Below are 15,258 nucleotides of genomic sequence, written 5' to 3'. Positions count from 1 at the left end.
TCCTCGAACAATCCATGGATGGTCTGTTCCAGTGGGTACTGTGCTTGCGTGGCATTGAAGCATTCCAGCTGGCGACGTTCGGCATCGTCCGGCAGCACGATGTCGCTGATGGCGACGCGGGCATCCGCCACCATCGCCCGCAACATGCGTTCCAGATAGCCGAGGTAACGCTCCATGGTCGTCTGGTCGAACAACGCCGTGGCATATTCCAACGCCCCCTGGATACGCCCATCGGCCTCCCCAAGGTCGAGGGACACATCGAATTTCGCCGTACGTCTCGTGGCAGGCAGGCCTTCCAGCACCAGGTCACGCAGTGTCAGTTCGACGCTCTCGGTGTTCTGCCAGGACAACATGGCCTGGAACACCGCGCTATGGGACAGGCTACGCACCGGCTTGACCAGCTCGACCACCTGTTCGAACGGCAGGTCCTGATGGGCCTGGGCCCCCAACGCCTGGGCTTTTACCCGTTGCAGCAGCGTCTGCACGCTCGGTCGGCCCGACACATCGATGGGCACGGCCAGGGTGTTGACGAAGAACCCGATCAGTTCCTCGACCTCCACGCGCCGACGGTTGGCCGTCGGCGAGCCAATGACGATCGTATCCTGCCCCGAGAGGCGGCCAAGCACCGCCGCCCAACCGGCCAGCACCGTCATGTACAAAGTCGTACCGTGGCGCTGGCCCAGCGCCTTGAGATCGGCTGTCAGCGCTTCATCGAAGACGACCGGAAGGCTTGCACCGGCATGACTCTGCTGCGCCGGACGAGGACGGTCGGCAGGCAGCGTCAACAGCGCGGGCGCATCGGCCAACGCGGCTTGCCACCAGACGCCCTGCTGCTTAAGCACCTCGCCACTGAGCCAGCGGCGTTGCCAGACGGCATAGTCCGCGTACTGCACCGACAGGTCCGGCAGCGGGTCGTCCTGGCCCTGGCGGAACGCTTCATAGAGAGTGACCAGTTCCCGGGTCAGGACGCCCATCGACCAGCCATCCGAGACAATGTGATGCATCGTCACCAGCAACACATGCTCGCGCTCCGCCAGGCGAATCAGTTGCCCACGGATCAACGGACCGTGTTCGAGATCGAAGGGCTCGCCGCCTTCCTGCTCGACCAGCGCATGCAATTGCGCCTGCGCCTCGGCGTGGGCGGACAAATCCACGGTGCGCAAGGCAAAGCCACTGTCCGCTGCCGCGATACTTTGCCGGGCCGGTTGTTCCGCTTGCAATACGAAGGTGGTGCGCAGCGCTTCGTGACGCGCCACAATCCGGTCCAGCGCACGCTGCAGCGCATTGCGGTCCAGATCCCCCGTCAGGCGCAGCCCCACAGGAAGATGGTAGGCCGAACTGGCCCCCTCGACCCGTGTCAGGAACAGCAAGCGCTGCTGTGCGAAGGACAGCGGCAACGGCTCATCGCGGGACACCGGCACAACGGGCTGCAGCGTGCTGCGCCCCGAACCGGCCACGGCCCGCGCCAGCTCGCTCAATTGCCCATGATCAAAGAGCTCGCCCAGTGCCAACTCCACGCCCAAACGTTGACGTACCTGGGCGATCAACCGCATCGCCAGCAGCGAATGCCCACCCAATTCAAAGAACCGATCATGACGACCCACCCGATCCAGACCCAATAGTTCCTGCCATATCTGCGCCAGCACCGGTTCGATATCCCCCTGCGGCGCTTCATAGCGATCCACCGCCATCGCAGCCGAGCCAGGCGCAGGCAGGGCCTTGCGATCCAGCTTGCCATTGGGGGTCTGCGGCATTGTCTCCAGCGGGACATACGCCACGGGCACCATGTAGTCAGGCAATTGCTCCAGCACAAGGGCCCGCAGCGCTTCGGCCGTTATATCCTGATCGGCCCGGACCCTGTAGTACGCCACCAGACGCTTCTCGCCGGGTGAGTCTTCGCGCACGATCACCACCGCCTCGCTCACCTGTGGGCAAGCACCCAGCACCGCTTCGATTTCGCCCAGTTCGATGCGCAGGCCACGGATCTTGACCTGCCCGTCGTTGCGGCCCAGATAGTCGATCCGACCGTCCGGCAAGTAGCGGCCGATATCGCCGGTGCGATACATCCTTGCGTTGGTCTCGGGGCGGAATGGATCCGCCAGGAAACGCTCGCAGGTGAGGTCGTCGCGGTTCATGTAGCCCCGGGCGACGCCGGCGCCCGCGATGTGAATCTCACCCGCGACGCCGACGGGCACGGGCCTGCCATGGGCGTCGAGCAGGTAGAACCGGGTGTTGGCAATGGGACGGCCGATACTGACCTGGCTGCCATCCGTCGCGCGTGCCTCGACCTGGATGAACGATGACCAGATTGTGGTTTCGGTCGGTCCGTAAACGTTGAACAACGTCTTGACCCGCTGCGCCACATGCTGGGCCAGCTCAGCGGGCAAGGCTTCGCCACCACACAGCGCGATCAGCTCCTGGGCCCCCTGCCAGCCCGATTCGAGCAACATGCGCCAACTGGCCGGCGTGGCCTGAGCGAAGGTGATGCCATTGGAGGCAATCATCCCGGCAAGTGCCTGACCGTCGCGCCCTTGGTCACGGGAAGCCAATACCACCCGGGCACCACAGATGAGCGGCAGGTACAGCTCAAGGCCGGCGATGTCGAACCCCAAAGTCGTCAACGCCAACATCCGGTCGGCAGCGGTCATGCCCAGCGTGTCGCGCATCGCGCACAGCAGGTTGATCACGCTGTGGTGCTCGACCATGACCCCCTTCGGCTTGCCGGTCGATCCCGAGGTGTAGATCACATAGGCCAGGTGCGCCGAGGTCAACCCCGCAACGGCCACATCGAAGGTCGGCTGGTCTCGCCAGGCAGTACCGTCGAGGTCAATGGTCGTCAACCCGTCATGGGTCAACAGATCACGGGTCGCGGTGTGCACCAGCAACGCCAGCGGCTTGCTGTCTTGCAGCATGTAGGCCAGCCGATCGCTCGGGTAAGCAGGGTCCAGCGGCACATACGCCGCTCCGGCCTTCAGGATGCCTAGCAGCCCCACCAGCAGGTCTGGACCGCGTTCCATACAGATCGCCACCCGATCATCCGGGCGAACGCCCAGCGCCCGCAGGTGATGAGCCAGCCGATTGGCCTGCCCGTTCAGTTCGACGTAACTCAGTTGGCGATCGCCGCAAACCACGGCCACGGCGTCGGGGTAGGCCTGGACCCGGCCCTGGAACAGTTGATGGATGGTCTGCTCCAGCGGGTAGGCCACGCGGGTGTCATTCCAGGTTTCCAGCAACTGTCGAAGCTCGGCGGCAGGCAGGCCCGGCAGCGCGGACAGCGGTGTATCCGCGGCCTGCTCCAGGGCGTCGACCAGGCTTTCGATCGAGACTTGCATGTACTCAACGACGCGTTGCGCGTCGATCCCGCAAGCCGCTTGCACCACCAGATTGAAACCTTCACCCTCGTCGTCCACGGCCAGCGAGAGCGGGTAATTGGTACGCTCCTCGCCGCCAAGAGTATCGATGCCCTGCCACGCCAACTCTGCGCCAGCCGCTGCCGTCACGGCGTTATGGCGATAGTTGAGCAAGGCACTGAACAGCGGCGTGGGGGGCGCCACACCGCTGCAGCGCTGGGCCAACGCCAACGGAGCGTGCTCATGCCCCAGCAGCCCGGTGAGCTGCTTGTGCGCGGCCTTGACGCCCTCGCGTGCAGTTTGCCCGCCCAGGCTTATTCGCAAGGGCAGCGTATTGATGAACATGCCCAAGGCGCGGTCGGCCCCTTCCGTGCCTTGCATCCGTCCCAGCAGAACGGTACCGAAGACCACATCGTCGCGACCGCTGATGCGGCCCAGTACCTGCGCCCATGCCAGATGCATCAGACTCGCCGCGCTAACACCCGATTGGCGTGCCTGTCCTCGAAGACGACGGCAGAACTCCAGCGCCAGCACCCGCTTTACCTCTTCCACGCCGTTGCCGTCGCCCTGCACATCCTCTCGGCCGAACGGCAGCGTCGGCTCCAGGATGTCGCCGAGCATGTCACGGAAGAAAGCCTCATGGGCTTGCTGGCTGATGCCCAGACGGGCCAGCGCCACGTAGTTGCGGTATTGCATCGCGCAGCCCAACTCGCCACCACGGCCCAGCAGGAAGGCCTGCATCTCGTGTACCAGCGTCTCCAGCGCCGTGTGGTCCAGGATCGTGTGGTGGAACAGCAGCGTGGCCACCCAGCGCCGGTTCACCGCATCTTCGGCGCAAACCAGGCGCAGCATGGGCGCATGGTGCAGGTCCAGCCGGTAATGCCGGGCGTCGAAGCGCTCATGCAGTTGCCCGGCGACATCCCCTGCCAGCGGGTCCGCCGTGACCGTCTCCAGCACCAGAGGCGCCTGGCGCCAGACGATCTGCACTGGCTCGTCGAGCCCTTCCCAGGCGATTGAGGTGCGCAGGATGTCGTGACGGTCAATGACCTGCTGCAGCGCCTGTGTGAATGCCTCGAGACGGTCGCGATGGTCAAAGGCAAATTGCGACTGGAGCAGGTACGGGTCACCCTCTCCGGCCGCCAGATGGTGATAAAGAATGCCTTGTTGCAAGGGCGCCAGCGGGTAGATGTCCTGGACATTGGCCGCGCCACCCGGCACGCTCGCCACGATCCGGTCGATGGTTTCCTGATCCAGGACAACCAGGGGCAACAGGTCCGGCGTGATCCGCTGGCAACTGTCGCCGATCAGATTGGCCGGCACCACGACGTCACGATGCCCGCCCACCGCGGCGGCCAATGCCTGCAACGTCGGCTGGGCGAACAAGACCCGCACGTCCACCGCCAGGCCGACCTGGCGCATCCGCTCGATCAGCCTCATCGCCAGCAGCGAGTGACCGCCCAGTTCGAAGAAATGATCGTGGCGACCAACCCGCGCCACCTTCAGCAACTCGGCCCACAGGTCCGCCAGGGTCCGTTCGATTTCTCCCTGCGGCGCCTCATAGGCCTGGCTCGCGTAGGCTTCGGCCTGCGGCGCGGGCAATGCCTTGCGGTCTACCTTGCCGTTGAGCGTCAGGGGCAAGGTCGGCAGTATCACAAAGGCCCCGGGGATCATGTATTCGGCCAGGGTCGCGGACAGTTGCTCGCGCAACCCCGCCACGCTCAGCGTAACCTGCGGTTGCGCTACGATGTAGGCCACCAGGCGCTTCTCGCCCGGTTCATCGGCTCGCACCATGACCACCGCATCCTGTACACCGTCGCAGGTGACCAGTTTCGCCTCGATCTCGCCCAGCTCGATGCGGAAACCGCGGATCTTCACCTGGTCGTCGTTGCGACCCAGGCATTCCAGGCTGCCCTCCGGCAACCAGCGACCCAAGTCGCCGGTGCGGTACAGCAGCGCGCCGGGCTCCTGGCTGAACGGATCGGCGATGAACTTTTCCGCGGTCAGCTCCGGGCGGTTCAGGTATCCCTTCGCCACGCCCTTGCCTCCGATATGGATTTCACCGGCCACCCCCTGGGGCACCAGTCGTCGATGGGCATCGAGCACGTACACCTGGGTGTTGGAAATCGGTCCGCCGATGGGCACGCTCTGCGCATCCTCGGCCACGGCCTTGACCTCCAGGGTCGTGGCATAGGTGGTGGTCTCGGTCGGACCATAGCAGTGCACCAGCCGCAGCGTCGGCGCCAACTGCAACAAACGCTGGAAAGACGCCACATCGGCGCGCTCGCCACCGCACAACAGGATGCGCAGACCGCCGATGGCCTCCGGAATCAGTTGCACGTACTGGTTGAAGATCGCCGTGGTCACGAACAGCACGGTGGCCCCCGAGGTTTTCAATACCTGGGCAAAACATGCAGGCTCGAGCAGGGTCTCATGGTCGATCACCACCACCTGCCCGCCGTTGAGCAGCGCACCCCACACGTCCATGGTGCTGGCATCGAACGCCGGATTGGAGGCAAAGGCGATCCGGTCGTGCTCGTTGAAATCGGCATAACCGTTGTTGATTACCAGCCGGTTGATTGCCCGGTGCGGTACCAGCACGCCCTTGGGCTGCCCTGTCGAGCCCGAGGTGTACATGATGTAGGCAATCGCCTCGCTGGACTGCGCAAACCCCGGATTGTGAACCGGTCCCTGCTCCTGCAGCCGGTCCAGGTCGACGCGACACGCGCCCGCAGGCACCGGCTCGCTGCTGAGGGTCAGCAGGCAAGACGCACGGCAATCCTGGAGCATGAAGCGCTGGCGCTCCTGGGTCGCATTGCGGTCCAGTGGCACATAGGCTGCCGCGCACTTGAGGATTGCCAACTGACTGACCAGCAAGTCGATCGAGCGCGGCAGCAGGATCGCGACACAGTCGTCCGGCTGTACGCCGAGCCCGATCAGATGATGGGCCAGGCGGTTCGCCTGCTCGTTCAGTGTCTGGTAGCTGATTTGCCGGGGCCCGTGGGCGACAGCAATCGCGTCCGGGGCCTGGGTGACCCGGGCTTCGAACAGCGCCAGCACGGTTTGCTCCTCGGGGTAGGCGCGTCGGGTGGCGTTGAAATCGACCAGCAACCGCTGGCGTTCGCTCTGTGGCAGGACCTCCACGCGGGTGAGCGGCGTATGCGCGGACTGCTCCAGCGCCTGCACCAGGCTTTCGAGCGCGGTGTGCATGTACCCGCAGATGCGTGCCGCCCCCACGCCTTTCAACACCAGGGCGCTAAGTGTGAAACCCTCTCCCAGGTCGTCCACCGACAAGGTCAGCGGATAGTTCGAACGCTCTTCGCTGCTCAGGGTCTGGATACCCTGCCAGGCTGTCGTGGCCTCGGCCGAGACGCCGGCACTGGCGCTGTGTCGGTAATTCAGCAGCGCACTGAACAACGGGGCCGGGGCCGTCACGCGGCTGCAACGTTGCGCCAGGGCCAGCGAGGCATGTTCGTGGACGAGCAACGCAGTCAGTCGCTCATGGGTGGCGGTGATCCCGGCCTGCACGCTTTGCTCATCGAGTTTCACTCGCAACGGCAAGGTATTGATGAACATCCCCAGGGCGCGGTCGGCGCCCTCGCCGCCCTGCATCCGGCCCATCAGCACGGTGCCGAAGACCACGTCCTCGCGCCCTGACAACCGCCCGAGCACCTGCGCCCACGCCAAGTGATGCAGGCTGGCGGCACTTACGCCCAGCTGACGCGCGTGGGCCCGCAAGCGTCGACTCAGGTCGGCGTCGAGATCGAGTCTGGCTTCTTCGATACCACTGCCGTCACCCTGGACCTGTTGCAAACCCAGCGGTAACGTCGGTTCGTCGACATCGCCAAGCATTTCGCGGAAGAATGCTTCGTGTTCTTCCTGGCTGACACCCAGGCGCGCCTGCGCCACATAGTTGCGGTACGGCATGGCCACGGCCAGTTGGTCCTGTTGGCCGAGCAGGTGCATCTGCATTTCCTGCTGCACCACTTCCAGTGCGGTATGGTCCAGGGCAATGTGATGGAACAGCAGCATCGCTACCCAGCGTTGATTGGCCGGTTCATGGGCGAACCGCAGGCACATCAGCGGGGCCTGGCGGATATCGAGACGATGATGGCGAGAATCGAAACGTGTGTGCAGCCGGGTCACCGCGTCATCGTCGGGGTCTTCCAGGGTCAGTTCTTCGACGCTCAGCGGCGCCTGGCGCCAGACCACCTGCATCGGCTGCTCCAGCCCTTCCCACAACACCGCGGTGCGCAGGATATCGTGGCGATCGACGACGCCCTGCAAGGCTTGCACGAACGCCTCGAGACGCGCCTTGCTGTGGAAGGCGAACAAGGCCTGGAGCACGTAGGGGTCGCCCTGCTGCGCCGAGATGTGGTGGTAGAGAATGCCCTCCTGCAACGGCGCCAGCGGATAGATGTCCTGCACGTTGGTCGCACCGCCCGGCACCGTGGCGACAATGCGGTCGATAGCCGCCTGGTCCAGCGTGGCCAGCGGCAGCAGGTCTGGAGTGATTCGCTCGCAGCCCGCGGCGATGGCGTTAGCCGGCACACGGATTTCCTTGCCGCCGCCCACCGCCGCGGCCAGAGCCGCCAGGGTCGGTTGGCCAAACAGCACACGCACGTCGGCGCTCAGGCCAACCTGGCGCATCTGCTCGATCAGGTTGACGGCCAGCAGCGAGTGACCGCCCAGCTCAAAAAAATGATCATGACGCCCGACGCGTTCGACATTGAGCACCTGGCTCCATAACCTGGCGAGGACAATTTCGGTCTCACCCACCGGTGCCTCATAACCGCGTGCCAGGAACGACGCCTGGTCCGGTACCGGCAATGCCTTGCGGTCGAGCTTGCCGTTGGGCGTCAACGGCAAGGCATCCAGCCGCACATAGGCGGCGGGCACCATGTAGTCCGGCAGGTGGCGTTGCAGGTGAGCGCGCAGCGCCTCGACATCTACTGTGTCATCAGGCCGATGCAGGGTGAAATAGGCAACCAGACGCTTTTCTCCCGGCATCTCTTCGCGAACCAGCACCGCCGCTTCTTTCACCGCACCATGTTGGGTCAACCGGGCCTCGATCTCTCCCGGCTCGATGCGGAAACCACGGATCTTCACCTGGCCATCGTTGCGCCCCAGGTATTCGATATTGCCGTCTGGCAGGAACCGCCCCAGGTCACCGGTGCGGTACATCAGGGCCTGCGGCTGCTGGCTGAACGGGTCGGACAGGAATTTTTCCGCGGTCAGGTCCGGTCGGTTCAGATAGCCTTTGGCGACCCCGGTGCCGCCGATGTACAGCTCACCGGCCACGCCATGGGGCACGGGTCGACGCTGCGAATCCAGCAGGTAGACCCGCGTATTGCCCAAGGGGCGACCAATGGGAATGCTGCCCTCGCCGGCTGCCTCGATCCGGTAAGTGGTGGAAAAGGTTGTCGCCTCCGTCGGGCCGTAGCCGTTGAGCAGATGTTGCGGCGCGCCTTCTTTCAGGACCCGCGCGATAACGGCCGGATCGAGCACATCGCCGCCGACAATCAGGTAGCGCAGTTGCCTGAATACCGGCATCAGGCCCGCCGCGTACTGGTGGAACAGGCCCGCGGTGAGCCACAACACGCTCACCGATTGTTCGGTCAGCCATCCGGCAAGACGCGCCTGGGACAGCAGGACATCCTGTTCGACCACCACCACGCAGCCACCATTGAGCAATGGTGCCCAGACTTCGAGGGTGCTGGCATCGAATGCCGGGTTCGAGGCGAACGCCACCCGGTCCTGCCCGTTGAAGTTGGCATAGCCGTTGTTGAGCACCAGCCGGCTGATGGCCCGGTGCGGCACCAGCACCCCCTTTGGCGTGCCGGTGGAGCCCGAGGTGTACATGATGTAGGCCACGGCTTCGCTCGAGAACGCCGGCGGCCTGTCAAAGGCCGGCTGTCCAGGCAGGTCGAGGGTGTCCAGGTCCACCCGCCGCACGCCTGCGTCCAGGGCTTCGGCGGCGCGGGTCAACACCCGCACGGCGCCGCTGTCCTGGAGCATGTACTGCTGACGCTCGGCAGGGGCGTTGATGTCCAGCGGCAGGTAGCGCGCCGCGCACTTGAGAATCGCCAACTGGCTGATCAGCAGGTCAAGGGAGCGTGGCAGCAGGATCGCCACGGTGTCGCCCGGTTGGACGCCAAGGCCGAGCAGATGCCCCGCCAGGGCGTCGGCCTTTGTGTTCAGCTCCCGATACGTCAGGCTCTGTCCCGATTGCACCGCCGCCAGCGCATCCGGGCAGGCCTCGACCCGGGCTTCGAACAAGGCATGGATCAACTGTTCCCGCGGATAGGCGCGGTCTGTGGCGTTGAACGCTTGCAACACGCGCTGGCGCTCGGTCGGCGGCAAGATCGACAGACTGTTGATCCGCGTTTGGGGGGCATTCTCCAATGCCGTGACCAAGCCCTCGATGGCGGCGTGCATGTACTCGCAGATACGTTGCGCATCGATTCCCGGGGTGGCCTGCACTGTCAGGGCGAACGCGTCGGAGTAATCATCCACCGACAGCACCAGCGGATAATTGGTGCGCTCTTGCGCGCTCAGGCTCTCGATCCCCTCCCAGGCGAGAAGGGCTTGCTCCGGCAGCACCTGGGTCGCCGCGCCAACGCTGTGGCGGTAATTGAGCAACGCACTGAAAAGCGGCGCCGGCGCGGCCACCCCGCTGCAACGCTGCGCCAGGGCCAGGGACGCGTATTCGTGACCGAGCAACGCGCTCAGCCAGCGGTGGGTGTTTTTCACCCCGTCGAGAACGTCCTGGGCGCCCACATCCACCCGCAGCGGCAAGGTATTGATAAACATGCCCAGGGAGCGGCTCATGCTTTCACCAGCCTGCATGCGCCCCAGCATCACCGTGCCGAATACAACGTCTTCACGACCGGATACGGCGCCCAGTACCTGGGCCCAGGCAAGGTGGATGATGCTCGCCGCGCTGACGCCCAACTGACGGGCTTGTCCACGCAGGCGAAGGCCGAGCGCCGGCATCACCGCCAGGTGATGCTCTTCGACGTCACTGCCGTCGCCCAGCACATCCTGTTGGCCGAAGGGCAGGGTCGGCTCGTCGACATCGCCCAGCATCTTGCTGAAGAACGCCTCATCGGCCTGACGCTGACTGGCCTGTCGTGTGCGTGCTACATAGTTGCGATAACGGCCGGCGGGCCCCAGTTGATCGCCCTGCCCTGTCAGCCAGGCCTGCATCTCGTGCTGCACCACCGCCAGTCCCGCATGGTCCAGGACCATGTGATGGAACAGCAGCATGGCAACCCAGCGCTGATTGACCGGGTCGTGGGCGCAGACCATCAGCAATAGCGGCGCCTGGCTGATGTCCAGTCGATGGTGCCTTGGATCGAATCGCGCCTGCAGTTGCGTCATGACATCGCCCACGGCGAGCTCGGCACTGACGTCCTCTACACCCAGCCGGGCCCGCCGCCAGACCACCTGGACCGGCTCTGCCAGGCCTTCGCGAACGATGGCCGTGCGCAGGATATCGTGCCGATCGATCACGCTCTGCAGGGCATCGATAAAATCCGCCAGGCGCCCACGATGGCTGAAGGCGAAGCGCGCCTGCAAGACATAGGAATCGCCTTGGGCGGCCGTCAGGTGGTGATACAGGATGCCCTCCTGCAACGGTGCCAAGGGATAAATATCCTGGACGTTGGCCGCCCCGCCCGGCACGTTGGCGACGATACGATCAATGGCCGGCTGGTCCAGCGTCACCAACGGCAACATCTGCGGTGTGATGCATACGCAACCCTCGGGGATAAGGTTGGCGGGTACCTCCGGTTCGCCGGCATTGGCCGCATCGTACTGCCCGGTCTTGATCAGGTCGATCAATGTGGCTTTATGCTCGCGCAACAACGCCAGGACCGCAGGCTCGCTCAACGACTGCTTGCGGCCTCGGACCACGAGCTGATCGCCCTTGATGGAAAGCTGAACGTCTTTTTCTTTCAGGGTCGCCAACAGTTCGATCACACTCACAGGACAATCTCCATTTTTTCTGTCATTGCCGCGTACTCCGCGAGCGTGGGTTGCTCGAACAGCGCGCGCACATCCGCTTCCATACCTTCCTGGCGCATCCGCTCCATCAGGCTGACGGCCAGCAGGGAATGCCCGCCCAATTCAAAGAAGTGATCGTGACGACCGACGCGCTCCACGTTCAGCACCTCGGCCCACAGTTGCGCCAGGGTGATTTCGGTCTCGCCCACGGGCGCTTCGTAGCCACGGCTGATGATGCAGGCCAGATCCGGCACCGGCAGAGCCTTGCGGTCGAGCTTGCCGTTGGGCGTCAGCGGCAAGGCGTCGAGACGCACATAGGCCGTGGGCACCATGTAGGCCGGCAACAGGGTTTGCAGGTGTATCCGCAGGTCCTCGATGTCGGCCGTTTCATCTGGCCAATATCCGGTGAAATAGGCGACCAGGCGTTTCTCCCCCGGTGCGTCTTCGCGCACCAGCGCCACGGCTTCCTTCACGGCCGCGTGCTGGGCGAGCCTGGTTTCGATTTCGCCCAATTCGATCCGGAAACCACGCAGTTTCACCTGATCATCATTGCGGCCCAGATATTCGATGTTACCGTCCGGGAGGTAGCGGCCCAGGTCGCCGGTCTTGTACATCCGGGCATCGGGCGCATCACTGAACGGATCACAGAGGAAGCGTTCGGCCGTCAGGTCATCGCGATTCAGGTAGCCCCGAGCCACACCGGCACCGCCAATGTAGAGTTCCCCGGCCACCCCGACCGGAACGGGATGGCGATGGCTGTCGAGCAGGTAGAACCGGGTGTTGGCGATCGGCCGGCCGATACTGACCGAACTGTCGCTCGTTTCCTGGCCACTGACCCGCGTCGACGACGACCAGATCGTCGTTTCGGTCGGACCATAGACGTTGAACAGCGTCTTGACCCGCGCCGCCACGCGCGCAGCAAGGTCGGCGGGCAACGCTTCACCCCCGCACAACGCGGTCAGTCCCGACGCGCCCTGCCAGCCGGATTCGAGCAGCATGCGCCAGCTCGCCGGGGTGGCCTGGGCAACGGTGACACCACTGGCCGCGATCAGGTGTGCCAGTGATTGACCGTCGCGCCCTTGGTCGCGAGTGGCCACAACCATGCTCGCGCCGCGCAACAGCGGCAGGTACAACTCCAGGCCGGCAATGTCGAAGCCCAGAGTTGTCAGCGCCAGCATCCGATCGGACGACGTCATGCCCAGGGTATCGCCCATGGCACACAACAGGTTGACCACACTGCGGTGCTCGACCATCACACCTTTGGGCTTTCCGGTCGACCCCGAGGTGTAGAGGACGTAGGCCAGATGTGCCGACGTCAGGCCCTGCGCAGGTGGGTTGGCGCTGGACAGGTCCCGCCAGGCGTCGCTGTCCAGATCGATGACCGGAACCGCAGAGCCAGCCAGCAACCCGCACGTACCGGTCTGCGCAATGACCGCAAGCGGTGCGCTGTCTTCGAGCATGTAGGCAATGCGGTCCAGCGGATAGGCGGGATCCAGCGGCACATAGGCACCGCCCGCCTTGAGTATCGCCAGCAGCCCCACCACCATGTCCAGGCTCCGCTCGACACAGATCGCCACCCGCGAATCCGGCGTCACACCTCGTCCGCGCAGATAATGCGCCAACCGGTTGGCCCGCTCGTTCAATTCACGGTAGCTCAGGTCCTGCTCGCCGTGCAGCACGGCCAGGGAATCCGGGGTACGCCACGCCTGGGCTTCGAACAGGCTGTGAATGGTCTGCTCCAGCGGATAGTCGACTTGCGTGGCGTTGAACCCTTCGAGCAACTGCTCATGCTCGCTTGCTGGCAGGATCGACAACTGATGCAGGAGTGCCTCGGGTGTCCGTTCGAGCATCTCCACCAAGTGATGCAACGCCTGGTGGACATAACCGCACAGGCGCTGCGCGCCGATCCGCGCCGGAGTCATGATGCTGAAGCTGAAGGCATCGCCCTGGTCGTCCACCGACAAGGTCAGCGGATAGTTGGTCCGTTCCTCACCGCCCAGCAACTCGATACCGTCCCAGGCTGCCAATGTCTGCGCCGAAGCGGTCGTCGTGGTGTGACGGTAGTTGAGCAAGGCACTGAACAGCGGCATTGGCGCTTCCACGCCGCTGCAACGTTGCGCCAGTGCCAGCGCGGCATGCTCGTGGGCCAGCAAGGCCGTCAGGCTTCCATGGGTCGCCTTCACGCCGTCACGAACGCTGGTCTGCCCCAGGCGGACCCGCAACGGCAGGGTATTGATGAACATGCCCAACGCCCGGTCGGCACCCTCGCCGCCCTGCATCCGGCCCACCAGCACCGTACCGAATACCACGTCCTCCTTGCCCGACACCACGCCCAGCACCTGCGCCCAGGCCAGGTGATACAAGCTCGCCGCGCTCACCCCCAGCTGACGGGCCTGGGTACGCACGCGGCGGCTCAGGTCGAGCGCGACGTCCTGGCGCACTTCTTCGATTGCACTGCCGTCACCTTGCACATCCAGCAAGCCGAATGGCAGCGTCGGCTCGTCGACATCGCCGAGCATCTCGCGGAAGAACCTTTCGTGGGCTTCGCGATTGACACCCAACCGGGCTTGCGCCACGTAGTTGCGGTACGGCACCGACGCGGGCAGGCGCTGTGCCTGGCCGAGCATGTACGCCTCGATTTCGGCCGCCAGTACCGCCAGGGACGTGGCATCGTCCACCAAGTGATGGAACAGCAGCATGCCGACCCAGCGCTGATTGTCCGGATCCCGCGCATAGGCCAGCCGCATCAGCGGTGCCTGGCGAATGTCCAGGCGGTAGTGCCGCGGGTCGAAACGTTGATGCAATTGTCCGGCAATATCCCCGGCTGCCGGATCCAGCTGCACCGACTCCACCTCCAGCCGTGCGTCACGCCAGACCACCTGGACAGGCTCGGCCAGACCTTCCCAGAGCACACCCGTGCGCAGGATGTCATGCCGGGCAATGACCGCCTGGAACGCCTGGACAAACCCGTCCAGGCGCGTGGCGCTGTCGAACGCGAACATCATGTATTGAAGGTAGGGGTCACCCTGCTCTGCGGCGAGGTGGTGGTAAACGATCCCCTCCTGCAACGGCGCCAACGGGTAGATGTCCTGCACATTGGCCACGCCGCCCGGCACTGTCGCCACGATACGGTCGATGACGTCCTGGTCCAGGTCGACCAGGGGCAGCATGTCCGGGGTAATGTACGCGCAACCGTCCGGAATACCATTGGCCGGCACCACGACTTCCAAATCGTCCCCCACTGCCGCCGCCAGGGCCGCCAGGGTCGGTTGGCCGAACAGCACCCGCACATCGGCACTCAGCCCGGCGTTGCGCATGCGCTCGATCAACTTGACCGCCAGCAGCGAATGACCGCCCAGCTCGAAGAAGTGGTCGTGGCGTCCGACCTGCTCAAGGTCCAACAATTCTCGCCAGAGCGTGGCGAGAATGGCTTCGATCTCGCCTTGTGGCGCCTCATATTCACGCGTTGCGACCGCCGATTGATCCGGTGCCGGCAACGCCTTGCGATCCAGCTTGCCATTGGTGGTCAACGGGAAGGCTTCGAGCATCACGAAGGCACTTGGCACCATGTAGTCCGCCAGCGAGCCCAGCAACTGCGTGCGCAGCTCGGCAGCCGCTGGCCGCGCGTCTTCCTCGGCGATGACATAAGCCACCAGGCGCTTGTCCCCCGGCTCGTCCTCACGGGCGATGACCACCGCCTCTCTGACCCCTTCGCAAGCCGCCAGCGCGGCCTCGATCTCGCCCAGTTCGATACGGAAACCACGGATCTTCACCTGGTCGTCGTTACGCCCCAGGTATTCGATGCTGCCGTCCGCCAGCCAGCGACCCAGGTCGCCGGTCTTGTACATCCGGGCGTTCGGCTCATGGCTGAACGGGTTGTCCAGGAAACGCTCGGCGGTCAGCT

2 protein-coding genes are annotated in these 15,258 nt (G+C 64.7%); both read right to left on the bottom strand.

Annotated features, from left to right (window positions below):
• On the bottom strand, positions 1 to 11,336 hold an 11,336-nt coding region (locus BLP82_RS29075), incomplete at its 3' end, for a non-ribosomal peptide synthetase (RefSeq protein WP_256576687.1).
• Positions 11,333 to 15,258: non-ribosomal peptide synthetase (locus BLP82_RS29070; RefSeq protein WP_139197990.1), on the bottom strand; the 3,926-nt coding region annotated here is incomplete at its 5' end. The genes BLP82_RS29075 and BLP82_RS29070, both read right to left, overlap by 4 nt.

It is taken from the genome of Pseudomonas sp. NFACC37-1 (assembly GCF_900101575.1).
Classification (GTDB): domain Bacteria; phylum Pseudomonadota; class Gammaproteobacteria; order Pseudomonadales; family Pseudomonadaceae; genus Aquipseudomonas; species Aquipseudomonas fluorescens_AA.
The sequence above is the reverse complement of the archived record's forward strand: the minus strand, read 5'-3'. Positions and strand labels throughout refer to the sequence as shown.